This is a genomic window from Bdellovibrio sp. MYbb2, assembly GCF_056175685.1.
In genome coordinates this window covers 144,564-168,764 of the sequence record NZ_JBJKJI010000003.1, presented here as the reverse complement: position 1 = coordinate 168,764, position 24,201 = coordinate 144,564, and the positions used below count along the sequence as shown (strand labels likewise).

General features: G+C 49.9%; 25 protein-coding genes. 6 read left to right on the top strand and 19 right to left on the bottom strand.

The window, feature by feature from the left end:
- Positions 1–159: 159 nt before the first annotated feature.
- The 4 genes from AC04MQ_RS14755 to AC04MQ_RS14740 all read left to right on the top strand — a co-directional run bounded on the left by AC04MQ_RS14755 (position 160) and on the right by AC04MQ_RS14740 (position 4,524).
- Entirely contained in the window at positions 160–1,608 is a 1,449-nt protein-coding gene (locus tag AC04MQ_RS14755) for a hypothetical protein (protein ID WP_475392453.1), read from the top strand.
- Positions 1,609–1,610: 2 nt separating this feature from the next.
- Positions 1,611–3,290 (top strand): protein-arginine deiminase family protein, encoded by a 1,680-nt coding sequence (locus AC04MQ_RS14750; RefSeq protein ID WP_475392452.1) that lies wholly within the window; start codon positions 1,611–1,613, stop codon positions 3,288–3,290.
- Positions 3,287–3,787 carry a hypothetical protein gene (locus AC04MQ_RS14745; protein ID WP_475392451.1) on the top strand — a complete coding sequence of 167 codons (501 nt, stop codon included), beginning with the start codon at positions 3,287–3,289 and terminating at the stop codon, positions 3,785–3,787. Before AC04MQ_RS14750 ends, AC04MQ_RS14745 begins: the two co-directional genes overlap by 4 nt.
- 89 nt (positions 3,788–3,876) lie before the next feature.
- Complete coding sequence (locus AC04MQ_RS14740; RefSeq protein WP_475392450.1) at positions 3,877–4,524, top strand: thermonuclease family protein; 648 nt, start codon at positions 3,877–3,879, stop codon at positions 4,522–4,524.
- Between the two features lie 61 nt (positions 4,525–4,585).
- Here the strand turns inward: AC04MQ_RS14740 and tsaE are convergent, their stop codons facing one another.
- From tsaE to AC04MQ_RS14660, 16 genes are all read right to left on the bottom strand, one after another.
- Positions 4,586–5,029, bottom strand: coding sequence for a tRNA (adenosine(37)-N6)-threonylcarbamoyltransferase complex ATPase subunit type 1 TsaE (gene tsaE, locus AC04MQ_RS14735; protein ID WP_475392449.1), 444 nt, complete (start codon positions 5,027–5,029; stop codon positions 4,586–4,588).
- A 1-nt stretch (position 5,030) separates the two neighbouring features.
- Positions 5,031–5,756, bottom strand: a complete 726-nt coding sequence (locus tag AC04MQ_RS14730; protein WP_475392448.1) for a pyridoxine 5'-phosphate synthase — start codon at positions 5,754–5,756, stop codon at positions 5,031–5,033.
- Positions 5,757–5,793: 37 nt separating this feature from the next.
- Entirely contained in the window at positions 5,794–7,167 is a 1,374-nt protein-coding gene (gene glmM, locus AC04MQ_RS14725) for a phosphoglucosamine mutase (RefSeq protein ID WP_475392630.1), read from the bottom strand.
- Position 7,168: 1 nt separating this feature from the next.
- Complete coding sequence (locus AC04MQ_RS14720) at positions 7,169–7,591, bottom strand: CdaR family protein (RefSeq protein ID WP_015091036.1); 423 nt, start codon at positions 7,589–7,591, stop codon at positions 7,169–7,171.
- The gene (cdaA, locus tag AC04MQ_RS14715; RefSeq protein ID WP_011164382.1) at positions 7,591–8,400 is read right to left on the bottom strand and encodes a diadenylate cyclase CdaA; all 810 of its coding nucleotides are present in this window, start codon (positions 8,398–8,400) and stop codon (positions 7,591–7,593) included. Before cdaA ends, AC04MQ_RS14720 begins: the two co-directional genes overlap by 1 nt.
- Positions 8,401–8,479: 79 nt before the next feature.
- The gene (ftsH, locus tag AC04MQ_RS14710; protein WP_015091035.1) at positions 8,480–10,417 is read right to left on the bottom strand and encodes an ATP-dependent zinc metalloprotease FtsH; all 1,938 of its coding nucleotides are present in this window, start codon (positions 10,415–10,417) and stop codon (positions 8,480–8,482) included.
- Between the two features lie 99 nt (positions 10,418–10,516).
- The gene (tilS, locus tag AC04MQ_RS14705; protein ID WP_475392447.1) at positions 10,517–11,467 is read right to left on the bottom strand and encodes a tRNA lysidine(34) synthetase TilS; all 951 of its coding nucleotides are present in this window, start codon (positions 11,465–11,467) and stop codon (positions 10,517–10,519) included.
- A 1-nt stretch (position 11,468) separates the two neighbouring features.
- A complete protein-coding gene (locus AC04MQ_RS14700; RefSeq protein WP_475392446.1) occupies positions 11,469–12,818 on the bottom strand; it encodes an NAD-dependent succinate-semialdehyde dehydrogenase in 1,350 nt (449 codons plus the stop codon).
- Between the two features lie 72 nt (positions 12,819–12,890).
- Positions 12,891–13,121, bottom strand: coding sequence for a hypothetical protein (locus AC04MQ_RS14695; protein ID WP_235046074.1), 231 nt, complete (start codon positions 13,119–13,121; stop codon positions 12,891–12,893).
- 56 nt (positions 13,122–13,177) lie between these two features.
- Complete coding sequence (locus AC04MQ_RS14690) at positions 13,178–13,555, bottom strand: hypothetical protein (protein ID WP_015091031.1); 378 nt, start codon at positions 13,553–13,555, stop codon at positions 13,178–13,180.
- Positions 13,545–13,976: a type II toxin-antitoxin system RatA family toxin gene (locus AC04MQ_RS14685; RefSeq protein ID WP_015091030.1), complete on the bottom strand. Its 432-nt coding sequence runs from the start codon at positions 13,974–13,976 to the stop codon at positions 13,545–13,547. Before AC04MQ_RS14685 ends, AC04MQ_RS14690 begins: the two co-directional genes overlap by 11 nt.
- Before the next feature lie 79 nt (positions 13,977–14,055).
- Positions 14,056–14,538, bottom strand: coding sequence for a hypothetical protein (locus AC04MQ_RS14680; protein WP_475392445.1), 483 nt, complete (start codon positions 14,536–14,538; stop codon positions 14,056–14,058).
- 85 nt (positions 14,539–14,623) lie between these two features.
- Positions 14,624–17,227, bottom strand: a complete 2,604-nt coding sequence (locus AC04MQ_RS14675) for an RCC1 domain-containing protein (protein ID WP_475392444.1) — start codon at positions 17,225–17,227, stop codon at positions 14,624–14,626.
- A gap of 201 nt (positions 17,228–17,428) precedes the next feature.
- Positions 17,429–17,722 carry a hypothetical protein gene (locus AC04MQ_RS14670; RefSeq protein ID WP_088565300.1) on the bottom strand — a complete coding sequence of 98 codons (294 nt, stop codon included), beginning with the start codon at positions 17,720–17,722 and terminating at the stop codon, positions 17,429–17,431.
- Complete coding sequence (gene glpX / locus AC04MQ_RS14665) at positions 17,723–18,685, bottom strand: class II fructose-bisphosphatase (RefSeq protein ID WP_041577561.1); 963 nt, start codon at positions 18,683–18,685, stop codon at positions 17,723–17,725.
- Positions 18,664–19,086 (bottom strand): acyl-CoA thioesterase, encoded by a 423-nt coding sequence (locus tag AC04MQ_RS14660; protein ID WP_475392443.1) that lies wholly within the window; start codon positions 19,084–19,086, stop codon positions 18,664–18,666. Before AC04MQ_RS14660 ends, glpX begins: the two co-directional genes overlap by 22 nt.
- 58 nt (positions 19,087–19,144) lie before the next feature.
- Between AC04MQ_RS14660 and pgsA the strand changes: the two genes are divergently transcribed.
- On the top strand, positions 19,145–19,705 hold the full coding sequence (pgsA, locus tag AC04MQ_RS14655) for a CDP-diacylglycerol--glycerol-3-phosphate 3-phosphatidyltransferase (protein WP_011164370.1): 561 nt from the start codon (positions 19,145–19,147) through the stop codon (positions 19,703–19,705).
- A gap of 180 nt (positions 19,706–19,885) precedes the next feature.
- Here pgsA and AC04MQ_RS14650 read toward each other — a convergent pair whose 3' ends face one another.
- From AC04MQ_RS14650 to AC04MQ_RS14640, 3 genes are read right to left on the bottom strand one after another with little or no spacing between them, the layout of a single operon-like run.
- Positions 19,886–21,445: a DHA2 family efflux MFS transporter permease subunit gene (locus AC04MQ_RS14650; protein WP_475392442.1), complete on the bottom strand. Its 1,560-nt coding sequence runs from the start codon at positions 21,443–21,445 to the stop codon at positions 19,886–19,888.
- A gap of 21 nt (positions 21,446–21,466) precedes the next feature.
- Positions 21,467–22,315, bottom strand: a complete 849-nt coding sequence (locus tag AC04MQ_RS14645) for an HlyD family secretion protein (RefSeq protein ID WP_475392441.1) — start codon at positions 22,313–22,315, stop codon at positions 21,467–21,469.
- An 11-nt stretch (positions 22,316–22,326) separates the two neighbouring features.
- Positions 22,327–23,649, bottom strand: coding sequence for a TolC family protein (locus AC04MQ_RS14640; protein WP_475392440.1), 1,323 nt, complete (start codon positions 23,647–23,649; stop codon positions 22,327–22,329).
- 87 nt (positions 23,650–23,736) lie between these two features.
- Here AC04MQ_RS14640 and AC04MQ_RS14635 point away from each other — a divergent pair, with 87 nt between their 5' ends.
- Positions 23,737–24,198: a MarR family winged helix-turn-helix transcriptional regulator gene (locus AC04MQ_RS14635; RefSeq protein ID WP_475392439.1), complete on the top strand. Its 462-nt coding sequence runs from the start codon at positions 23,737–23,739 to the stop codon at positions 24,196–24,198.
- The last annotated feature ends 3 nt before the right edge of the window (positions 24,199–24,201 follow it).

Sequence of the window (24,201 nt, the reverse complement as noted above, 5' to 3'; positions counted from 1 at the left end):
ATTTGCCCTTTTAGGGTGTCCACTGCGTTAACAGATCAGGAAATTTCTACACCCCGTTTCTGCCTGTTTTCCAGGCCGACCAGGGATTTTTCGGTCCTTAACTGGACTAGACCTCAGTTTTCACTCAGGTTTTTAACAGGAATTCCGATAAACACAGGGATGAGTCATCATTTATGGTTTGAACATTTTAAAGAGCAACTTCAAGGACTTACCGAAGCCTTTGAACAAAGTGCTACGCCTCTGAGCCTTTTGGCTTACGCCATCAAGGAGCAACGCCTGAGCTCTGAGGACTATCTTCGTTGGGCGATGACTCACCATAAACTGCCTTTGCTTCAGTCACGATTTTTTACAGAAACTCCCGTGTCCCAGGAAATGTTCGCGAAGTGGGCGACCCATTATCCGTGGTCTGCGGAGTGTCTGCCTGTGGCGGAGTGGGATGGATCCCTCATCGTAGCATGTCTTCAGCCGCCGCAGGATTTTCCTTCAATGCCTTCCAGTATTCTGGTTCTGGCGACCTACGAAAATCTGGAAGCCACCTGGAAACAACTGCACCCGGAAAGACAACAAGCCCCTGCTGCAACCCCGGTGGCCGAAGAAGCCCCCGAGGGTATTGATCTTTCCGTGGTCACGACGACAAAACAAGCTTCCGACAGCTTCTCTTTCGAGGATCTGGGGGTAAAAACCGATTCCAAAGAGGCTCCGGAATTCCAGCCTTTAAGTGAAGATGAACTGCAACTGGGTGAAACCGGTGGCGAAAAACTTGATGGTCTGTTTGATGGCCCCACGGTGATCCGTCTTGAGGCTTTAAGCCCATCCGCAGAAACACCGACGCCAGCTGCTCCGGCTCCTGAACCGTTGGCCGTTTCCTCTGAAACGCCAGAGACTGAGCTTAAAACTGTGATTTCCCCTCTGTCACCGCTGACTCCGCTAACCCCGGCGCCAGCTGCAACAATGCCGAATGAACCGGCTGCTGTGGCGACCGCTGTGGAAAGTTCTGCACCAAAACGTGCAACACCTCCACCGCCTCCGCCTAAAGCTGAAACACCGCCTCCATTTGAGGACAGCTTCAGCAACAAACCAATTGCGATCACTCCGCGCCCGGCTGGTGTGGCTAAGCCAACCATCAATCCGGTGGCCAGTGGTCATTTTGCTTTGGAAAAAATCAAAAAGAAAAATGCTGCTTTGCTGAATGAGAAAATCAAAACGGCCCTAAGCCAGATGAAAGTGCACTTTGAAAAGTCCATGATTCTGACTTTGGACGAACAGGAAACGCAGATGACCGCCTTTGCCTGGGATGAAAATTTCCAGGGCATGAAGGACACGTCCATGCGCTTCCCGCTTCAGACGCCAAGTGTTTTCAATATTGTGGCGACGACGCAAAAACCGTATCACGGCTATATCTCCCTGAATGCGATCAACGAGAAATTCTTTGATGGCTGGAATCAGGGCCGCATCCCGGATCATGTGACCATCACACCCATCATTATCAATGAAAAACTGGTGGGAATGCTGATGGGCTTTGCTGAAAAAGCGGCTTACAACAAGGTCTCTTTGACTCTGGCTGAAAAGCTTTCCGGCGAATTCACAAAAGGTCTGCAGGCGGCATAATCATGACCATTTTCCTGCAGATCCTGCTAAGTTTCATTCTGACTGAGGCTTCTGCAAATTCCTGTTCCCAGCACAATCCGATGACTGCCGATGTACCACTGTGTCCTGCCGGCGGCAGCAAACTGCTTTCTGAAAACTATCCCATATTGGCGGCCACTGTTTCTGATGACATGGGAGGACCTGGTTACGTTAAAGACTATGTCACCAAGGTTCTAAAGGCCCAGTCACAAAAACCACCACAATTCTTTCTGGCCGTGACTGATGAAACCTGGGACGACGTTGTCCGGGAAATCAAAAAACAAGCCCCGGATCAAACCACCGCCCAGCAATGGATCTCAGGCCTGAGCCGCGTGAAAACCAACAGTCGCTGGAACTGGCAGCAGGATTATTTTGAAAGCTTCTTTGATCCAAATACCGGGAAACCGGTATTGCGCGAAGTTCAGGGCTATGGCCGCCACGGCAACGCCTTCAATGATCTGATGAAACAATCCAGCAAGGATTGCTCGTTTCAAGAGGGAAAAAAGCTGACGAACAATCCTTACAAATCCGGGCACAGCGGCGGCAACATCGAAGCCGTTAACGGACTTTGCCTGATTGGCTCGGATCACTTCGAAGGCACCGAATGGGACAGATACGCCAAAGTCACTTGCGAAAATCCCGCCATGGCTGTGAAAACCCCCTCCGATTTTTTAAGCGTTGGCCACACGGATGAGTTTTTCAAAACCCTGAAGGACCCAACTCAAAAAGCCCCTTGCGATTTCAGCCTGGCCTTTGCCAGCCCCAAAAAAGGTCTGGACCTGCTGAAGAAAAACCCGCAAGGCCGGGCTTTTGATTTTTCGCACCTGACACCGGATGAAGCTCTGGCCCGCATGAGCCAGACCCCTTACACCTATATCTGTCAGGAATTTTCCTATAGCAAAGCTCTGAAAAACAACGGTGGCGATCCGGAAAAATCCCGCGAAAAACGTTCGCGCGGAGTCAGTCAGTTCCTTTTTGAAATCATGCTGCCGCCCGTCTCTGCTGGTGCCACAGTTCAACCCCTAAAAGACGCTGAATCCAAACGCATGCAGGAATACCTGGAAAGGATTTCTGAAGGTGGTATTGACGATCCCGCCCTGGAACGCAGCCGTCGCGAAGAAAAGTACGCTCGCTTAAATCGTCGCCGCGCACTGATGCGCCAAGCGGGAATGATCAAGGATTCAACCAGCATCCAGAACACCATGGACTGCTACAATATGACCAATAAGGATCTGGCCAACCTGATTGAAGAGGATTTTGAGTTGAAAGAATTCAATGCCTCCATCGAAGAGGCGACTCAAAATTTCAAAAAAGACTTACTGGCGAAAGTTAAAAAGTCCTATCCACAATGCAACCCGAAAACGGTGGAACTTCCTGATCTTTTCATTGGTGAAATGGACTATGACAGCAATCCTCCCAAATACGTGAACGGTTCTGCAGATTCGATTTTCCCCAATCCCACAAACGGTGACATCGTGCAAGACACCTTCATTTTGCCTGAGCCGGTAAATCCGGCATTTAAAAGTGACATCGATTCCTCAATCAAAAGTCTGGGACTTAAAACTGATTACATCGACACGCATTTTGCCCATTCCATGAATGGAAATCTGCATTGTTCCAGCCACACCATGCGCTATTGCCGCCCTCAAGGAGGCACCAAATGATCCGTCACCTTCTGATTTTCATTTTTATATTCGGATTCATTTCAGCGGCCAAAGCTCAAAATAAAAAAACACTTTATTCCTGCCAGCTGCAGGACGAATGGCTTCAAGCCAAAAGCCTCTCGGCCGGAATTAACATCGAAGACCTCGACCACGCGACCATCACAATCAAGTCCGCATCCGAAACTGTGGTCTGCCCGATGGCGGTTGAAACAGTTCAGGATGCCTCCCGCAGCCGTATCGCGCGTATTATTTTTAGCATGACTCCGGCAGGGTGCTCACCTCAGGAAAAACTCTTCCACCGCAATTTGCGCCGTCGCGTGGAGCTGTTTGTTGATGCCCATCCCGATGCTAAAGGATCAGCCCAGCTGTCCTGGCGTCATCGTGGGGCTCGCTCCGAGTGCAAGGAAACCACGAACAACCTGAAGGCCCACGGAATTGGAAATAAATTCCATCCCACCCCAGCGAATCCAACCAAGAACGCCTCAGGAACAAGATAAGCCCGTCTCACAAAATGGGCCGGGAAATTAATACGTTATCCCCCTGCCCCTATTGAGTTTTAACCTTAATGCCGTTACTTTTCAGGGCCATGAAAAACCTTTCAGTACTTTTCATTGTCCTGCTTCTTCCTTCTCTTCTTTGGGCTCAAGGCACACGCATTAAAGTTCTCAGCGTTCATGACGGCGACACACTGACAGCCGTGGACGTTTCAAACAACACCCGAGTCAAAGTGCGCTTGATGGGCGTTGACACCCCGGAAGTGGACTTCATGAAAGAAACCCAAGGGGATGTGGCGCTGGCCGCTCGCGACTTCCTGCGCTCCCTGATCCCGGCTGATGGCATTATCACTCTCAGTGAAGACAGCCAGATCGACAAACACGGACGTATCCTGGGTCGCTTGTTGAATGGAAAAACTGAACTCAATATCGAAATGCTTAAAAATGGCTGGGGTATGATTTACTTCATCTATCCGTTTGAAAAACGCGTGGTGAGTGATTACAGCAAAGCCTCGAAGGAAGCCTTCGACAACCGTCTGGGCATTTTCTCAAACGACTATCGTGACACCCAGGAACCTTATCAGTTCCGCATGCGCGTGCAAAAACAAGTCGGCAGAAATCCAGTGGGCGATCTGGAGCTGAAAAAAGTGGTTCCACCTGAAGAGATCAACAAGATCCCGGTCTGGAAACGCGTATTCTTCCCGAACTACGAAATGGCTTATCAAAACGGCTACAACTAACGCAACGCTTATGCAAAATTGCGGTGGGCCCTCCTGCGGAGGGTGCCGCAAGAGGTGCCTTTTAAACTTGGCGGGTGGTGATTTTTCGTTCGGTGTCGCTGAGCTTTTCAAAGCGCACCTCGACACGCTGCCAGTTCAGCGGCAGGTAATCGAAATCCAGGCGGTTCGCCCATTCAATAATAATCAGTGAATTTTTCTGGGCAAACAGATCCCAGAAACCGGAACTTTCCAGATCGTCGTCATCCTTCAGACGATACAGATCCAGATGATCCAGGGCTTTGCCTTCAGCATTTTCATAGCGCAGATGAATGGCAAAGCTTGGTGACTGAACATCGCGCATTCCCAGCTCGGCGGCAATCATTTGCACCGAGGTCGTTTTGCCAGCACCGACATCGCCGCTCATTAGTAAAATGCAGCGGTCATTCAGGTGGGGCAAAAACTCCTGCCAGAATCTTTTCAGCTCCTGGAGGTTTTTTACGATGTGTTGGGAATTCAGGATGGTCATATTATTTCAGGATTTTTCTCATCTTACGAACAGATTCTTCCATGCCATGCTCAAGCGCATAACACACCAGAGAATGTCCAATATTCACTTCCTGAAGATGCGGCAACTTATTGATAAGTTTGGAATGTTCATAATCAAGCCCGTGGCCTGCGTGCACATTCAACCCCAGATAATGCGCCCATTCAGCAGCATCACAAAGACGCTTCCATTCAGCGGCTTTACGAGCTCCTTTAAGCATAACCCATTTACCCGTGTGGAATTCAACGGCATCCGCACCGATTTCGTAAGAAGCTTCAACTTGTTCGATAGAAGGCTCAATAAACATGGAGATTTCAATGCCGATGCGCTGAAGCTTTTCAACCATCGGGAACATTTTCTTAAAGCCTTTCTTTACATCCAAACCACCTTCGGTGGTCAGTTCAGCACGCTTCTCAGGAACGAAACACACCCAGTCAGGACGATACTTCTTGGCGTAAGCCACCATCTGAGAGGTCGCGGCCATTTCGAGATTCAGAGGCACTGAACAATGCTTGGAAAGCACCTTAAGATCTTCCAATTGAATATGACGACGGTCTTCACGAAGATGAATCGTGATTTGTTCTGCGCCACCTTTGACGGACTTTTTCACCATATCCAGCAAATTAGGATAAGCCGTTGTCCCACCACGCACCTGACGAAGCGTCGCCACGTGGTCCACATTTACACCCAAACGAATTTTATGTTTCATAGACTTTTAGGACGACAGAATGTCGCCCCCCTTATATTTAAGACAGTTCTTTTTCCAGGAAAGAGGCGATCTCTTCTGCAAATTGAGTGATCTGAGCTTTCTCAGTCCCCTCAACCAGCACACGAATCACGGGCTCAGTTCCAGAGAAACGAACGAAGACGCGGCCATTGCCAGCCAGTTTCTTTTCAATATTGCGAATCATGTCGTTGTAGCCGGCAAGCTCAGAAAGCTCGGCACGGCGTTTTACACGGCAATTGATCAGAATCTGCGGAACGTCTTCAAAGACATGATTCAGATCGCTCATCTTTTTGCCGGTTTGTTTCATCACCGCCAGAACACTCAACGCCGCGATACAACCATCACCCGTTGTGGTGTGATCCAGGAAGATAATGTGACCGGATTGTTCGCCACCCAGGTTGTAACCATTTTTACGCATCTCTTCGACCACGTACTTATCACCAACACCGGTTTTAACAAGCTTGATACCCGCTTCATTCATGCGCTTTTCAAGGCCGAAGTTCGACATCTGAGTTGCCACCAGAGTGTCACCCTTCAACAGGCCACGCTCTTTCATATGCAAAGCACAGATCGCCAAAATGCGGTCTCCGTTCACGATCTCGCCTTTTTCATCGACCATGATCACACGGTCCGCATCCCCGTCCAGACTGATACCCACGTCCGCACGATAGTGCAAAACGGATTCAGCCAGCTTTTGCGGATACAACGCACCGACCTTGTCATTGATGTTTGTGCCATTTGGATCATCACCCAGCTGGATCACTTCCGCACCCAGCTCCTGGAAGATGGATGGAGCAACCTTATAAGACGCTCCGTTAGCGGTATCCAGAACGATACGCATGCCATCCAGAGTGTACTCCAGAGGGAATGTGCCCTTTACGTAAACGATATAACGTCCTTGAGAATCTTCAATACGACGAGTGCGACCGATTTCTTTGCTTGGCGGCAGAAGTGGTGTCAGGTCTTCTTCCAGAACCAGGCGCTCGATTTCGCGTTCCATCTCTTCAGAGATTTTGAAACCATCAGAACCAAACACTTTGATCCCGTTGTCATGGAATGGATTGTGGGACGCAGAGATCACGATCCCCGCCGCGGCACGCATGGTGCGGGTCAAATAACCAATCCCTGGAGTTGGCAGTGGTCCCACCAGCTGCACGAACACACCCATGGAGTTTAACCCGGAAGCCAAAGCCTGCTCGATCATATAACCGGACAGACGCGTGTCTTTTCCGATAACCACTTTGCGCACGCTGGAGGATTTTTCTTCAGCCTCTTTGCGCAAAAGATAACCGATGGCCTGACCAATTTTAACGACCATTTCCGGAGTCATAGGATACTGATTCGCAGTCCCGCGAATACCATCAGTCCCAAACAGTCTTGTTTTCTTTTCCACTTTATCGGCTTTCTTGTTCGTCACGGGGCTTTTCCTTTATCAGCAACACTTCTGCTTGAATTTGATTTGGACGGACACCCAGAATTCGCACACCCAGCGGCACTTCAATTTTGCTGAGAGGGATATCCACGTTCACCACACCTTCACCTCTTTGCGAGATATCCAGCGTGATACTTTGAGCCAGTGAGCTTTCCAGGAACTTTTTCAATGAAGAACGAGGCCCTGAAACCTTCACCTTGATATGATCCGTCGTCTGAGCCACCACATGGGTGCCCGGCGCCGTGATCAGCTCAATATCAATATTTTTACTTAGAACAAAATCGCGGCGACCCAAAATGGTCAGCCACAGAATCAACGATATGAACAACGCCACAACTTTGTAGCTGAAGTTCTCGGTGATGACATTCGACCAACGACGTCTCATCAGACCTCCCCTTGCTGAGAGAAGGCCTTGTATTTAAGACCGAAGGTTTCATAAAGAGCTTTACGGATATCACCCAGTTCCACGTTAGGACTCAAGTGACCGCCTTGCACGATACCAATGGATTTGTTTTCTTCCGAAACCACAAACACCAAAGCATCGGTTTCTTCAGTCAAACCAATGGCGGCACGGTGACGCGTCCCCAGGTTCTTGTCCAGAGCCGGATTTTTACTCAAAGGCAGGAAGCAGCCCGCAGAATGGATCTTGCCGTTACGGATCAGCACCGCTCCGTCGTGCATCGGGCTTTCCGGATGGAAGATGGATGCCAGCAATTCAGCAGAGACTTTGGAATCCATTTCGGTGCCGAATTCAATGTGATAATCGATGACGATTTCTCGCTCAACCACCACCAACGCGCCGAAGCCTTTTTGAGCAGTCAGGATAATCCCCTTGGCGATCTCTTCAATCACCTGGGTTTCCTGGATTGTGGAGGCATCACTGAAGAACGGGTTGCTGCCGATATGAGCCAGTGCACGACGAATCTCGCCCTGGAACAGGACAACCACGATCACAAACAGGTTGGAGAAGAATTTTTCAAGAATCCAGTTAAAGGTGAAGAGCTCCAGCCAGATACTCAGGATGTACCCGATCGCCAGAACCCCCAGGCCGGAAAGCATTTGAATCGTCCCGGTTCGTTTGATCAGAACCAGAATGCGATAAACAACCATCCAAACCAGAAGCATGTCGATAGCATCCTGCACCCGCAAGTGCTGGACGATGAACACGAGATTGTCGACAAACTGCTGCAACATCTAAGATGCCTTTATAAAAAATTGTTGTCGTCAAAAAGGCTCTGCCGACGAAGTGTCGGCAGATTGGGTTTCAGAATTTTTAGATCGTCACCGGGCCGGTGTTACCCACCGGATCTCCAGATCCTTTCTTTTCCGCCGCGTTCATAATTGCCGCGTTGGTGTCTTTCTTGGTATTGCGGTATTTTTCAATTTCCGCAACTGCCGCGCCATTCACCAGCATGTCGACTTCATGACCGTCGATGGTTTCGTATTCGAGCAACGCTTGAGTCAGGCGCTCCAGAGCATCCTGGTTGTCACGAAGGATCTGGATGGAAACCTCGTAACCGTCCTTGATGATCTTTTCGACTTCAGTGTCGATCTCTTGAGCTTTCGCATCAGAGTACTCTTTGGACTTGTTGCCATAGCCCATACCCATGAACACCGGATTGTCGCGGGTTTCATAAGCCAAAGGACCCAGCTTGCTCATACCCCATTCACACACCATGCGGCGGGCGATTTCAGTCGCACGCTCGATGTCGTTTCCGGCACCGGTGGTGATGTCTTTAAAGATCAATTCTTCAGCCGCACGACCACCAAACAGGAAGGCGATCATGTTTTCAGCTTTGGACTTGGACAAGGACACGCTTTCTTTTTCCGGCAAAGTCTGAGTCACACCCAGTGCCATACCACGAGGGATGATGGTCACTTTGTGGATCGGATCCAAACCAGCCAATTTTTTACCAACCAGAGTATGACCTGCTTCGTGGTAAGCCGTGACTTTCTTGTCTTCATCAGAAATCACCATGGAACGTCTTTCCGCACCCATTGTGACTTTGTCTTTCGCTTTTTCGAAATCGTCCATTTCAAGATACTTCTTGTCAGAACGAGCCGCCACCAGGGCTGCCTCATTCACAAGGTTCTCAAGATCCGCACCCGAGAAGCCCGGAGTACCACGTGCGATTTTGGAAGCATCCACATCAGGACCCAGTGGAGTTTTACGCATATGCACCGCAAGGATTTGCTCACGTCCTTTAAGATCGGGCTTATTCACGATCACACGACGGTCGAAACGACCTGGACGAAGCAACGCCGGATCCAGAACGTCAGGACGGTTGGTTGCCGCGATCATGATCACGCCTTCAGAGGATTCAAAACCATCCATCTCTACCAGCAACTGATTCAGGGTTTGCTCACGTTCATCGTGACCACCACCCATACCAGCACCACGATGGCGACCTACGGCATCGATCTCATCAATAAAGATCAGGCATGGAGCATTCTTTTTACCCTGTTCGAACAAATCACGAACACGGCTGGCACCAACACCGACGAACATTTCAACGAAGTCAGAACCGGAAATTGTGAAGAATGGAACGCCCGCTTCACCCGCAACAGCGCGAGCCAGCAACGTCTTACCAGTACCCGGAGAACCCACCAGCAAAACCCCTTTAGGGATGCGGCCGCCAAGTTTGGTGTACTTCTTAGGGTCTTTCAGGAAGCTTACGATTTCCTGCAGGTCTTCTTTGGCTTCGTCCACACCGGCAACCTCTTTGAAGGTCACGCGGTTTTTATGCTCCGTCAAAAGACGTGCACGGGATTTACCGAAGGACATGGCTTTACCGCCACCGGCCTGGATCTGGCGCATGATAAACAGGAACATCGCCACGATCAGAATCAGCGGCAGCCAGTTCACCAGCAAAGACTGGAAGAAACCGCCGTTGTCAGCGCGCTCGTAATTTGGCGTGATGCCGTGTTGTTGCAGGAATTTATAGCCCTCATCCTGGGTGTTCCCGATGATGGCAAAGTGAGTGCCGTTGTATTTCTTTTCGAATTCCGGCTTCATTTCACCAACGACTTCGCTGGAATCCTGACGGAAGGTGACAGTTGCCACCTCACCAGCCTTTACGGCTTCAGTGAATTTGGAGAAATTAAAGTCAGCAATCGCTTTTTGATGCTTGCTCTCATAGGCTTGAAATAGAAACACAGCCATGATGATCAGGAAGAACCATAGAGCCAGCGTTTTCTGGGTTGATCGCATTTCAGTTCCTTTCGGTCGAAGGTCTAATACCCCTCAAAGGGTAGCATGAATGCCCTCTCAAAAAAAGAAACTTTAGAGTGAGAAACAAGTCCTCTCAAATCAGGACTGGACCTTGATTTGCTCTGCGTTAACTTCCCATTGGCATCCAGCGACTTTGAATGTGATCACTTTTTGCGACTTGTCCAGGCGCTTTTGAATTTCTTCCAGGTGAGATTGCGAAAAATCTCGTTTTCCGAGGGAAAACAGGTACTGGGCCAACAATCTTTTTTGCTCAAACGGACTCAGTGTGAGGTAAAAAGACCGGCGCAAGCCCTGTGTCTTATAAGCCTCATTCTGCCCCAGCAAGTCACCCCATGGGCGATTTTCAATCTCTTGCGCAATGGTTTCCAGAGACCGGGCCAAGGCCGCAGTCGAGCCTCTGGAGCGCCTTTCAAGGGATTTTAGCCACTCTTCCCGCAGCCAATTGCGCAAAGGGTCCAGTCCCTTGTTAGTTGGGTCCTCGAAGCTTCGAAGCCGCTCTTCACGCAGATATTTTTTAAGCTCTTTTTTGGAAATCTCCAAAAGCGGGCGAAACAAACCATCCCGCAAAACATGCATCGCCGCAAACCCCTGAGCCCCGGTGCCGCGAATCAAACGAATCAATCTTGTCTCCAGCAGGTCATCCCGATGGTGCCCTGTAGCCACAAGTTCGAAACCTTCTTCCTTCTTCAGGCGGTCCAAAGCCTCATAACGCAGCTCGCGATACTCTGCCTCTGATTTAGCCATTTGCGAGGCGCGCAATGGGTAAAAGTCAATCTCAAGCTTCTTGCAAAGCTTTTCGCAAAACTCCTGCGCCTCTTTGCGATATTCCTGATTGGAGTCCTCGCCATGGTGAAAGTAACAAGCCCCGAGAAGATTTTTTTTATGCACCTTCGTCAAGCTGCGCAGCAAAGCCACTGAATCCGTGCCACCAGAAAGCGCCACCAGAATTTTTTTATCCTGCAGCGAATGAAGTTTTATCAGCTTCCATACGTGGTGATCCAGATCCTGCTTGGCCTTTGACAGTTTCACTCTACTCCCCTGCAACCGCGACGGTCTTGATGTTCACGAATTCCATGATTCCAAAATGACCCAACTCGCGGCCATAGCCGGATTCTTTGATCCCGCCAAACGGGATTCTTGGGTCCGACTTCACATAATCATTCACCACGACAAATCCCGCCTGCAACTCTTTTTCAATCAGCTCTTTGCCCTTTTTCACGTCTCGAGTAAAGATTCCACCGCCCAGACCGTACGGCGAAGAGTTGGCCACGGCCAAGGCCTCTTCCGTGTTTTTTACGATGAACACCGACGCCACGGGACCAAATATTTCTTCGCGGTGCACTTCCGGATGATCTTTTTCAAAGACCACCACCGTTGCTGGATAAAAGGCCCCCGCCCCTTGCGGAGCCGAACCACCCAGGACAACTTTGCCGCCCCATTTTTTCAGTTTTTCCACCTGATCGACGATGGTTTTTTGAAATTTCACTGACGCCAAAGGGGCCAGCTCAGCTTCTTTCATTTCTTTACTAAAGTGATGAATAAAATCTTTGGCGACTTTTTCGTTCACGATAAACCTTTTCCCCGCCACGCAGCTTTGCCCGCAGTTCACCAGACGCACTTTCGCACACGCCTTGGCGGCAGCCTCAACATCGGCATCTTCCAAAACCAGATAGGCATCACTGCCACCCAGCTCCAGAACGATCTTTTTCAGATTCTTGGCCGCTTCAGTCGCAACCGATCTGCCACCCTGACTGCTGCCAGTGAACGTCACACCATGCACCACCGGATGCGCAATCACCTGGGCTGCCACGTCGTGATTGACCTGAATGTTGCGCAAAAGTTTATAGTCCGGCGTCAGATCGTTAAAGATTTTACCAATCAGTTCAGAGGTGCCCGCGGTCAAATCCGCATGCTTCAGTAAAATCACATTCCCTGCCATCAATGCCGGCGCCGCAAAACGGATCACCTGCCACAGAGGGAAGTTCCAGGGCATGACACTGAAAACAACCCCGACAGGCTGAAAGCTGACTTCGGCATGTTTGTACGGAGAAGACGCTGCCACCTGATTTTTCAGCATGGTTTCAGCCTCTTTGGCGTAGTGCTCGCATGTAACGGCGCACTTTTCAACTTCAGCTTTACCTTCGGCGATGAGTTTTCCCATCTCCTGATTCATTACTTGCGCCAATTCAGATTTATGACTGCGCAAGGCCTGCGCAAGCTTTAGCAAAACTTCCGCGCGTTCTTTGAACGAAACTTTACGCCAGATTTGAAAATCCTTTGCTGCCTGTTCAATATTTTTTTCTGTGTCGGACCAGGAAAGGTGATTGTAGGATCCAAGAACATCGCCAGTGGCGGGATTCACGGTTTGAAAAGCACTCATAACAACCTCCGAAAACTCAAGGCTGCCACAAGAATGAAAGATGCGCCTCTCTCAGCGCATCAAAGAAACAAACTACAAAGTCAAAAAGACCTGCTGGAAGGAAACAACAAGGCCTCCAAGAAATGCCATGGTCATCGTGCCCCAAGCCATGGATTTATAGAACTTGCCAAGCTGCATGGCGCCCCGGGCATAAGGTCTTTCCGACGCCAGCACAGGAATAGGCTTTACCATCGTGCGAATGAACTGATGGCAGCACAGACAGAATAAAACGACAGAGATCAGGCTTAGAATAAGTTGTTCCATGCTGAACTCTTCGGCAGAAGTCTGTCTCAAGTTGAGACAGACTTAAGTCTTGTATTTTAGGCTTTATCTTCGGATTCGTCCTTGGAAGCAGGCGTATCCTTTTTGATGATATCGATTTCAGCAGTGATTTTGAATTTGTGCGTTTCAGCGAACTTCGAAGCTTCTTTGACGAAGTCGATCTTCTGAATGATCCCGACGATTTCTTTGGTCACGCGCTGAGTGACCTCGTCCTTGGACTTCTGCGCCCCTTGAATCAGCAAATTCAGTGCTTCTTTGGGAAGCTTCAGTTCAGAGACATAGGCGCGCAGGTTTTCTTCGGTCATAAACGCGGCACTGACACCCGCGGTGAAAACCTTTTTTACCGTGTCACCCAGAAGACCTTTCAGATCCCCCGAGTTGTCCTTGTCGTCTTTTTTGCTTCCGTCAGTTGCCATAAAGTTGTTTCACTCGCTTGTGATAGCTGCTGATCATATTCGGTAGATTCACACTGACCAAGGCGTTGGCAATCGGACCTGGCACAAACATGCTGAAAGTGGCTTCAACCGTGTACGTCGCACGGGTTTTACCGGCTTCATCTTCCAGTTTCCAGGAACCCACAGAGGTTTTAAACACATCGCCAGAGGCAAATTCCCAGGAGATGCTTTTGGGTGCGGATTCAGTCATCCACAAAGAATATTTAAAACTTTTTACGACAGACACGTTGTATTCAACCAGCTTGCGGTTGCCTTCGGTTTTAAGAACCGAGCACTTTTTCACTTCCGGCAGAAACTCATGATACTTGTCGTAGTCAGAGATGATTTTGAAGAATTGTTCGACGCTGCAGTTGAAAACTTCGGTTGTGGATGCTTTTGCCATAGGCCCTTAGTGTGTCGATTTCAAAGCATCGAGTCAACGCGGGCCTAGACCATAAAACGATTATGTTACATCGCCTTTGCTATTTCGCTCCCACGCGTGCGTACCAATCCTCAACCCAGGAATGCCATTTGGACTCACCCTCGCCATCGTCCACGATCAATGAATCATGACTGATCATGGTGCCGTTGGGCTTTTGCACCATGTGATAGTGCGCGATCCAGTCAATCTCGCCATCGACAGACACTCGGAACAACCATTGATCAATCGACCAGTTGCCATCAGCGTTAATCAACCATTGCTCGGAAACGCCTTCAAGGTGTCCAGAGTGGAAATTCCCGTTTTCATCATACCCGCCCACAGCGCTCAGATAGTCTGCCTGACGAGCCCCTTCGGTCCCAATCGGCACGATACTGGACAATGTCAGATAAATCCCAAACTGGGTTTCTGAAATCGTGCCGGTGTCTTTGATGATTTGATTTAGGTTTTCCCACTGGGATGCGGCCATAGCACCAGAACCCAACATCAGAACGGAAACGAAAATGGATGCGATCAGTTTTTTCATGCTTTAAAGCATATCCAAAAAACAATCAGACTAAAGAACAAACACAGATAACGCAGTGTGGGCCTAAAAAAGAACCAGGAACCTCTTAGTAGTTTTCGAAAAACTGCTTGTGGGGCATGGTTCTGTCCATTTCCAGACCACAATCACGCCCGATGCAGTAAATCTTATTGGCCGAGGTTGTGACATACAAATTATCCCCGCCATTGATGCTGACAGGCGTTCCCAGCATGCCGGTTTTCTGAACTGCGACCGGAAGTGGATTCACGCTGTCTGAAAGGCCCGCAGGTATATCACGACCCCAGCAGTAAATATTAAGTGCTGAATCCAGAATCCCACAGGCAAAACGTTCAAATGATTTCACCATCAGTGGAGCCGCCGGCGTCAACAAGCCCCCGACAGAAACCGGCACCGGAGAATTAGACACCACTGCCGTGTTGTTTCCTAAATTACCGTAATACCCTTCACCCCAACAATGGGTGACGTTATCCGTAGTGATCCCGCAGAAAGTTTCATCATCGCCGTGAATATCCTTGAATAAGGTCGATCCAACCATACCCGACTTATCCAATGCCGCCGGAGTGTATACCGAAAACATACTGCTGTGACCCAGGCGACTGTAGACCGAGTTACCCCAGCAATAAACTTCCCCGTCGGTCATAAGACCACAGGCATGATACTGACCGACTGAAATCTTTTTGAAAGTTTTGGCACCCGCAATCCCCGTGACAGTTATAGGGTGGGGCTTGTAGCGTATCATTGCCGACCCGTTACCCATGACGGGGTTATAAAGTCCGGAAGAAAATGAGGATCCCCCCCAGCAGTACCCGACCCCGTCTGTCGCCACACCACAGGCAACCATTTCTCCTATTTCCACATCAGCAAAAGTCGTCGCACCCGTCATAGAACTTGTATCGACAGCCTTCAGAGTAACCTGTTCGACTATCGCGCCTCCCTGCCCCACAACGGCGCCAAATCCCATACAATGCAAAATGTCATCATTGTTGATTCCGCAAATCGCCCCGCGATTCAGGGTCAGCATTTTAAACTTAGTGCTGCCGCTCATCGTAGAAGTATCCAAAAGTCGTGGAGCTAAATCTCCATTCTCTGTTCCCGGTGAACCACTTCCCAAAGCATAGGCCGTCCCATCGGAAGAACGCAGCACCAAACCGCGCCCGCCCGAATACTGGGTGACGGCGGACCAATACTGTCCAGACGGCAGAACAGAGGTGTCAACCTCCACCGGCATAAAGGCCTCGGTATCCCTGAAGAAAGCTTCATTGTAAGGACTTCCCCAGCAGTATAATTCATCACCGGTACTGCCTGCACACGTGCGGCCTTCATGCATGTAAACTTCGCGATAATGCTGTCCTGACGGAAGCATGGATGAATCAACCAGAGTCGGAACAAAAATCACGTCGGAACTGCCATTCCCGGACAGGTAATGCCAGTTGGCGCCAAAACAATAAATCTTCCCCGCCGAAGAGGTTGCGCAAGTCCCGTCATGACTGGCCGTCACGGCCTGGAACTTTTCTGATCCGCTTAACATGGAACTATCAACAAGCACCGGAATCGCGCTGTTGTCGCCCGTGCCATCCCCCAATTGACCGTATGAATTGCTGCCCCAGCAGTAAATCAACCCCTCCACAGTCACACCGCAAGTGTGTTTTTCCCCTGACGCCAAATGGATAAATTTGGGCTCACTGGAAAGTGCGCTCCAATCAGGCAAGACGGGCGTCGCTGAATCAGTATAGCCGCCCTCTCCCAGCTGCCCCTGATCGTTGACTCCCCAGCAGAAAATACGACCATGTTCCGTCAGGCCACAGGCAAAATCATATCCCACCGACACCTGTACAACTCGCGCAGCCGACTGCGCAAGGCCTGTCCAATCAATCTTTGTCAGCAGGCCCGTGGTCGCAGATGAGACCTTGCCGGCACAGTACAAATCCCCGGCGATGGAAATCGCACACAAGGATTCATGCGCCAGAGCGAAATCAATTAATCGCGCCTCGCCGGTCACATTCGTCATCAAAACCAGAGTCGGCAACAGAACTTCAATGATACCAGCGCCAATACCCAGCTCATCTTCATAGTTGTCACCCCAGCAGTACAGTTGGCCGTCTTTCGACAAAGCACAGGAACTATAGCTGGCACCGGAGGCCTTCACAAACTCACCAGAACCACCAACAAGAGAAGCATCCACCGTGCGCCCCGTATACCAGGACCCGGAACTGCTGTCGCCAATGCCCGTCTGCCCTCCATAGTAATACCCCTGACACCGCAGCGCCTTGTCTTGATCGACATAGCATAAATGTTCTTCCCCCAGAGCGACACGGGATTGCTTGGCGGCACCAGTGCTAAAAGACTCTTCTGAACGCGTAAGGGAGTTTGTCGTCCCATCCTGAAATTGCACGACTCCGGGTGGCAACTCCAGAACCACCGTACCGGCTTGGGCCGACACCGAGACGAACACGTCAAATTCCAGTGCCGAGCTTGTGGGTTCAATAACAATCACGATCCCTTCGGCCGAACCACCCCGCAGGAAATCAGCAGCCGTCAGGGATTCAGGACGAATGGGTTGTTGAGAAATCAGTTTGTACTTTTTAAAACTGTCCAAAGGCGAAACAGAAAAAGAGCTGACCTGTTCTACGATGCGAATATCCTGGGTGGAGGAGAAAAAACCTTCCTTCACCAGCGAGGCGGACAACGTGCAGCCGAGCTGTAAACATGAAAAAAACAGCAGTAAAACACGAGCTAAATACGTCCAAAGTGTGCCCATACTCATATTTCGGTAATTAGCACTATAAACTGGATTTATTTTGTGAGTTTGAACTCATTTTCTAAGGCTCGATGGGGGCCCTCGAATGAAGTGACTCAGAATGGAGCGACAGGATTACTTTTTCTTAAACAATGCTTCTGCCGCAGCTCTGAGCGCTGCTTTTTTGTCTTCCGCAGAGTTAGCCCCTTTGCGAGGCGTGAAGTAATCGCAGAAGTTGGCGCGGTCTTTTTCGCGGACCACGTCGGCTTGAGTTTCGCGGCACTCATTATAGACCTTGGGATCATAGTGCTCACAGTTTTTACAAACATGAACGTCTGCGCGACAGTGCGGGCACTCATCGCGACGGCCGACATTCCCGGGGAATGTCAGCTCTTTGTTACAGCTAAAACAGTGAAGCGATGTCGCCATCTATTTGCTCGGTTTGCGGGACAGATCGTGGAAAGCTTCAATAGTACGGATAGTGCCTGTTTGAGAACGCATCACCACGGAATGACTTTTTGCTTTGCCATCCGGAAGGAAGCGAACACCCTTCAGGAAAGGACCATCTGTCACACCCGTTGCCACAAACATCACGGACCCGGAAGCCAGTTCATCCACGGTGAATTTCTTGTCCAGATCTTTCAGACCCATACGAGTGGCGCGAGCACGCTCTTCATCGTTGCGGAATTTCAGGCGCCCCTGGAAGTCTCCCCCCAGGCACTGCATCGCCGCTGCTGAAATCACACCCTCTGGCGCCCCACCGACCCCCATCAAAAGATCGATACCAGAATCCGGCCAGGCCGCGCCCACCGCCGCGGAAACGTCACCGTCCCCGATCAGGTGAATACGTGCGCCGGTTCTGCGAACTTCAGCAATCAAAGCCTCATGACGAGGGCGGTTCAGAATTACAACCGTCAGGTCATTCACCGCTTTATCCAAAGCTTTGGCCACCGCGTGAATATTTTCAGTCGCAGATTTATCAATGTCGATCACACCTTTGGCCGCAGGACCACAGGCGATTTTATCCATGTAAGTATCCGGAGCATGCAGGAACTTTCCTTTTTCCGCGACAGCAATTACGGAAATGGAGCCCACTCCACCTGTTGCACAGATCGTTGTGCCTTCCAATGGATCCAAAGCAATGTCCAACGCCGGTGCATCACCTGAATTGGTGCCGACTTTTTCACCGATATAAAGCATCGGAGCTTCATCGCGCTCGCCCTCACCGATAACCACGGTGCCATCCATATTGATGATGTCGAAAGCTTTTCTCATGGCGTCCACGGCAGCAGCGTCAGCGGGTTTTTCCTCGCCACGACCCACCCAGCGGGCGGATGCCAGAGCAGCTGCTTCGGTCACACGTACGAATTCTAAAGCCAGGTTTCGATCCATGCTTCTTTCTCCAATTCTTTATTCACAATGGCTTTCATATCTGCCGGGAATCTTAGTAGTTTTAAATCCAACCCCAGTGGGACGTGAACTGTCTTTGCAACAGAACACACATCACGGCCGCGTCCACGCAGACGGTACTGAAACACCAGTCTGTTGCCTTCGGTGCGCGCCTGCACTTCGATCTCCAGGTCATCCCCAAAGAACGTCGGTTTCACATGTTTTACTTGAGTTTCATAGACCGCAAAATGACTCGCCGAACCCGGTTTTTGGTAATCCAACAAACCGTGAGCATGGGCCCAGGCAACGCGGGCTTCCTCGTAAAATCTAAGGTAATTGCTATGGTGAACAATTCCCATAAGATCTGTTTCGTAAAACTGCACTTTGTGACGATGAATAAACATTGATTCTTTCTAGTCTAAATTGCTACCTTTAGTCCAGCGCGAAGCGATTGGAGTGTTTGTGGCAGTTACAGAATTTCAGAAGAATCTTCCAACAAGAATCACCTTAAGCCGGGTGTTCTTTGTGCCTGTTATTGTGGCACTGATGTGGCCCAACACTCTGGGATGGAATGTCGCTGCTGCCTGCTTTTTCATTCTGGCCTCCATCACCGATTACTATGATGGTTACTACGCCCGCAAATACAACGCCGTTAGCAATTTCGGCAAATTCATGGACCCGATCGCTGACAAGATTCTGGTCACCAGCGTTCTGGCTATGTTGCTGGCTCAGGGCAAAATTGACGCCTGGATGGTGATCATTATCCTGGCCCGGGACAACTTTATCGGGGGTATCCGCTCTGTTGCTGCGGCAGATCAAATCATTATCGCGGCCAAACCAGCCGGTAAATGGAAGACCGCTATGCAAATGGTGGCCATCCCTATTGTAATTATTGGAAACCTAGAGCCCCATATCCCTTATTTGGACAAAATTGGGTACGGAGTCTTGTGGGTAAGCGTCATTTTGAGTATAACAAGCGGAGTTGAGTACTATTTAGGCTATCTTAAAAGTCGTAAAGACTAACGGACACTTATGCTTTTGCAGCTGACCCCAAGTAATTGGTTTTTTATATTCCTGGCTTTGCTTCTATGCAGCTGGGTGAAGCTGTCGTCCGGTAAACCGCAAAGCCCGATCCAATTCGCCAGCGCCACAATCATCTCGGCGATCCGATAAAAAAAGCCCTCTTCACGAGGGCTTTTTTATTTAGTGCGCATCCACCACCGTATTGGTTTTATTCTTAAAACGGATCAGCGCCAGCGGGATGAAAGCCGTCGCAAAAATAATCATCATCAGGAACATCAGTTGGCGGAAGCTCAACATAAACACCTGATTCTGAATGCGCCCATAAAGACTTTTCAGCGCTGCTTCGTTCCCCGTAGCCATCCCCAGACCTTCACTCATTTTAGAGCCCAGGGTATTGGCTGCCCCGTAATAAGCGCTTTGAGTGTTGGCATTCAACAGAGACACCTTCGAAGTCAGATCCAAATAGTTTTGATGACTGTTTTTGTTCAGCATCGTGCCGATCAAAGCAATCCCGACGCTGCCCCCGATTTGACGGGACAGATTCAGCAACCCCGACACCTGCCCCATTTCAACCCCCTTAAACTGACTTAAGATGCTTGAGTTGATCGGCACAAACAAGAAGGCCATGCCGAAACCGCGGATAAAGAGCATGCGTAAAATCTCGCCTTCTGAAGAAAGTGGCGAAAGCAAAGTCATCGTGTACAGACACACTTCCAAGGACAACAACCCCACAAAGATCAGCTTTCTTGGATCCACCCCTTGCACCATGGCCCGACCGATAAACGGCATCAACGCCGCCGTCAGAATCGAACCCGGAATAAACAGCACCCCGATCTGGGTTGCATCATAGTGAAGAGTTCTGGAAACAAACACCGGAAGAATAAAGACCACACCGTAAAGGAAGAAGCCGATCATACCCATCAAAAAGACGCCATTACTGACCAAGGGCTGCAGAAACAGGCGCACATTGATGATCGGATTTTTCACGCGCAATTCCCACCATACAAACAGGGGCAATGCGACTGCTGCAATGACGGCGTTGAACAAGATAATATTCGAAGCAAACCAGTCATCAGCCTCACCGCGCTCAAGAACATACTGCAAACAGCCAATGCCCAGCACCAGGAACGTCAGACCCCAGATGTCGAGCTCTGATTTGTGATTTTCTTTCCCCGGTTCTTTTTCACGATCAAAGATGACCAGGCTTCCGATGAACAGCGCCAGCAATCCCAAGGGCAGATTGATGTTGAAAATGGATCTCCAGCCGAAGGTATCAGTCAGGTAACCACCCAGCACCGGACCCAATGCAGGGCCGATCATCACGCTCATCCCAAAGATGGCTCCGGCGATACCGGCTTTTTCTTTCGGGAATTGTTCGTAAATCAAGGTCTGGGAAGTCGGCAGCAGCGCGCCCCCGGCAAGACCTTGCAGGATGCGAAACACGGTCAGCGTTTCCAGATTCGGCGCCAGACCACAGGCCACCGATGTGACCGTGAAGAGCGCAATACATCCCAGGAAATACACGCGGCGGCCAATGCGTTCGCCCAGCCAAGCCGATACGGGAAGGATGATGGCATTGGCGATGGCGTAACCGGTGATCACCATACTGATGTCCTCCAGGGTCGCCCCCAGATTTCCCATCATCGACGACAGCGCCACATTCACAATGGACGCATCGACGATCTCAAGCAGGGAGGCCATCACGGCCACCACGATAATCAGTACGGATTCTCTTTTCATATAGCCCTCTAACAGGAGGATTTAGTGCTTATGCACTTTCACGAATGCTGAAAGCCCCGCTTTCAGGGTTTCAACTTGTTCAGCAGTGACGTTTTCAAAACGGATTTTCACCGGCACACGCTGCACCACTTTGGTAAAGTTCCCGGTGGCATTGTCTGGCGGAAGCAAAGTGAACGTCGCCCCGGTTGCAGAACTGATGGACTCCACCACTCCGACAAAGCTGTGGCCCGAAATCGCATCCACATCGATATTCACTTTCTTGCCCGGGACCACACCTTCAATTTCAGTTTCTTTGAAGTTTGCCGTCACCCAGCGTTCACCCGCGTCGACAAAACCGACCAAAGGAACACCCGGAGAAGCCAACTGCCCCACTTCTGCGGCGCGCTTGGCGATAAAGCCATCTGATGGCGCAAGAATTTTAGTGTTCTGGAAATTCAATTCTGCCTGAGCCACCTGAGCACTGACAGCTTCGTACTTGGCTTTAACTTCTGCCAAAGATGTCATCGTGCCATCAAACTGCTGTTGGGAAACCACGCCCTTGGAGAATAATTCAGAGATACGGCGCAGATTTTTATCCGCGTCTCTTTTTTTCGCTTCCAAAGAGGCCAGCTCGCCTTTGATCTGACGCAGGTGATTTTGATAGTCGCGATCGTCGATCTCGATCAGCACATCGCCTTTTTTAACTTTCATGCCTTCATTAATATGAACCGCGTTGATATAACCACCCACTTTGGCAGCGATCATCACCGAGTGCGCTTCGACCTGCGCGTTGTCAGTCGTAACGTACATCATGTGTTCATACAGAAAATATCCTGCAACCAGCACCGCCACAGTTCCGAAACCTGCCAATAACTTCTTTTTTTTATCCATTGTCCTGATCCTTAATTAAAATTAACCAATTTCTGACCGGTGCTAAGCTCCAGATTGACGATCGCTTCGATCGCGCCGACCTGGGCATTCACCGCCCCCGCGCGAGCGCGGTAAAGTTCGGCCTCGGCATCCAACACGTCCGTATTGGTGCGGGCCCCTACCTTCTGACCTTCGCGGGCCAGACGAACGCTTTCCTCTGATTTGGAAATATCGTTCAAACGGGCTTCATATACTTTGCAGTAATAAAGAAACTTCTTTTTCCACATGTCGAAGTCGCGCTGACTTTTCAGCTCAGCCTGACGCACTGTCTTTTCAGCCTGGTATTTCTGTTCAATGCTTTGCTTGGAACGGGAAATCGAAGTCATGCCGTCGAACAAATTCCAATTCAGTATCACACCGAACTGATAAGCATCACGGAACTGATCGAAATCATCAAAGCGGTCGTTGCGATTGTTGTAGTACTGATATTGACCGATCAAAGAAATACGCGGCACCCAGTATTTTTCCGCAGAGTCCTCTTGATGTTTAAAACCTTCGGCGCGCTGACGCAGAGCCTGCAAATCCTTGCGATCTTCCAAGGTCGCCTTATCAAGCTTTGCGACAACCTCCGGACTCAAGCGCGGCAGAGTCCCGTCGACCTCCGGCACGTCCTGATCCATCCCCAAGGACTCACTTAAACGTCCGCGGGAAAGTTCGACGTTGTCGGTGGCATTTAAAAGTTCAGACTGAGCCTCGCTCATCTGAACTTCCACACGCAGGACATCATAATTGGTGGAAGATCCGACTTTTTTAAACAGACGCACGTCTTTCAGATGATCTTCCAGGGCGCGCACGTTTTGCTCAGCCACGGCTTTAAGCTCTTTTGCAGCCAGTGCCTTATAGAAAAGCACCGTCACTTCGCGCTGAACCTGAAACCGAGTCCAGTCAAAGTCACTCTTGGCGGATTCATTAAATGCATCCGCACTCAGGTAACGGTTCGTACTGGCGAAGCCATCAAAGATCGACCATTGAGCCGTCAAATAGGCATTGGTCGTCGGCACCACCTGCGGGATCGCCAAGGGCACATTATTAAGATTTACATCCACCAGGGCGTACTTCTTGTCAAAGAGGTAACTGGCCTGAGCTGACAGCGTGGGCAGAAATCCTGAATAGGACTCTGTCTTTTTCCAGCCGGTTTCGCGGTATTGGGATTCGGATTTTTGCACTTTTGGAGAGTTATTCAGTGCTTCACTCAAGGCATCCTGCAGATGCAGACCTGCCGCCCGAGACTGGAGACAAGACCCCAGCAACGCACCAACAACAAGAACTTTGCCGTAGTTTTTCAATGTGATCATAAGCCACCTAACCTTTATTGGTTGTACGCCCAAATGGTTTGCGTTGCAAACGGTTTGTGTTACAATCTATCAAACAGGAGGTCTTCTTTGAAAAAATCATCCGCAACCCCTTCCAACTGCGATGCCACCTCGTTCAATCCTGTTCTAAAGGCCTTCTTTGGGTACTGTCTCAATAAGTGTGCACTTAGATACAAGGACATGATGGGACGCGCCCTGCTTCAACATAAGATTGTCGGCCCTCAATTGGGAATTATGAAGCTTCTTCAAGTTCAGGGGCCCAAGAGTCAAATCGCTCTGGGTCAGGAAATGTATATAGACAAAGCTTCCATGGTAAAATTCATCGATGGACTGGAAAAACTGAAATATGTGCGCCGGGTGCCGGGCGCAGAAGACCGCCGCATCAAGGTCATTGAATTGACCCCGAAAGGGGCGAAGGACCTTGACACCATCGCCAAAACCCAAAGACAGGTGGAAGACGAATTCCTTTCGCCCCTGTCCAAAAAAGACAAAGACCTGCTGAAAGAAATCCTGCCAAAACTTCTTACTTAAGAA

Coding starts and splice junctions, on each gene's coding strand:
- AC04MQ_RS14740 (WP_475392450.1), top strand. CDS start 3,877: ATGAAAAACCTTTCAGTACTTTTCATTGTCCTGCTTCTTCCTTCTCTT.
- AC04MQ_RS14680 (WP_475392445.1), bottom strand. CDS start 14,538: ATGAAAAAACTGATCGCATCCATTTTCGTTTCCGTTCTGATGTTGGGT.
- AC04MQ_RS14695 (WP_235046074.1), bottom strand. CDS start 13,121: ATGGAACAACTTATTCTAAGCCTGATCTCTGTCGTTTTATTCTGTCTG.
- AC04MQ_RS14745 (WP_475392451.1), top strand. CDS start 3,287: ATGATCCGTCACCTTCTGATTTTCATTTTTATATTCGGATTCATTTCA.
- AC04MQ_RS14720 (WP_015091036.1), bottom strand. CDS start 7,591: ATGAGACGTCGTTGGTCGAATGTCATCACCGAGAACTTCAGCTACAAA.
- glpX (WP_041577561.1), bottom strand. CDS start 18,685: ATGGATCGAAACCTGGCTTTAGAATTCGTACGTGTGACCGAAGCAGCT.
- AC04MQ_RS14755 (WP_475392453.1), top strand. CDS start 160: ATGAGTCATCATTTATGGTTTGAACATTTTAAAGAGCAACTTCAAGGA.
- AC04MQ_RS14685 (WP_015091030.1), bottom strand. CDS start 13,976: ATGGCAAAAGCATCCACAACCGAAGTTTTCAACTGCAGCGTCGAACAA.
- AC04MQ_RS14645 (WP_475392441.1), bottom strand. CDS start 22,315: ATGGATAAAAAAAAGAAGTTATTGGCAGGTTTCGGAACTGTGGCGGTG.
- tsaE (WP_475392449.1), bottom strand. CDS start 5,029: ATGACCATCCTGAATTCCCAACACATCGTAAAAAACCTCCAGGAGCTG.
- AC04MQ_RS14670 (WP_088565300.1), bottom strand. CDS start 17,722: ATGGCGACATCGCTTCACTGTTTTAGCTGTAACAAAGAGCTGACATTC.
- AC04MQ_RS14690 (WP_015091031.1), bottom strand. CDS start 13,555: ATGGCAACTGACGGAAGCAAAAAAGACGACAAGGACAACTCGGGGGAT.
- AC04MQ_RS14660 (WP_475392443.1), bottom strand. CDS start 19,086: ATGTTTATTCATCGTCACAAAGTGCAGTTTTACGAAACAGATCTTATG.
- ftsH (WP_015091035.1), bottom strand. CDS start 10,417: ATGCGATCAACCCAGAAAACGCTGGCTCTATGGTTCTTCCTGATCATC.
- AC04MQ_RS14750 (WP_475392452.1), top strand. CDS start 1,611: ATGACCATTTTCCTGCAGATCCTGCTAAGTTTCATTCTGACTGAGGCT.
- AC04MQ_RS14700 (WP_475392446.1), bottom strand. CDS start 12,818: ATGAGTGCTTTTCAAACCGTGAATCCCGCCACTGGCGATGTTCTTGGA.
- AC04MQ_RS14640 (WP_475392440.1), bottom strand. CDS start 23,649: ATGATCACATTGAAAAACTACGGCAAAGTTCTTGTTGTTGGTGCGTTG.
- AC04MQ_RS14730 (WP_475392448.1), bottom strand. CDS start 5,756: ATGAAACATAAAATTCGTTTGGGTGTAAATGTGGACCACGTGGCGACG.
- cdaA (WP_011164382.1), bottom strand. CDS start 8,400: ATGTTGCAGCAGTTTGTCGACAATCTCGTGTTCATCGTCCAGCACTTG.
- AC04MQ_RS14650 (WP_475392442.1), bottom strand. CDS start 21,445: ATGAAAAGAGAATCCGTACTGATTATCGTGGTGGCCGTGATGGCCTCC.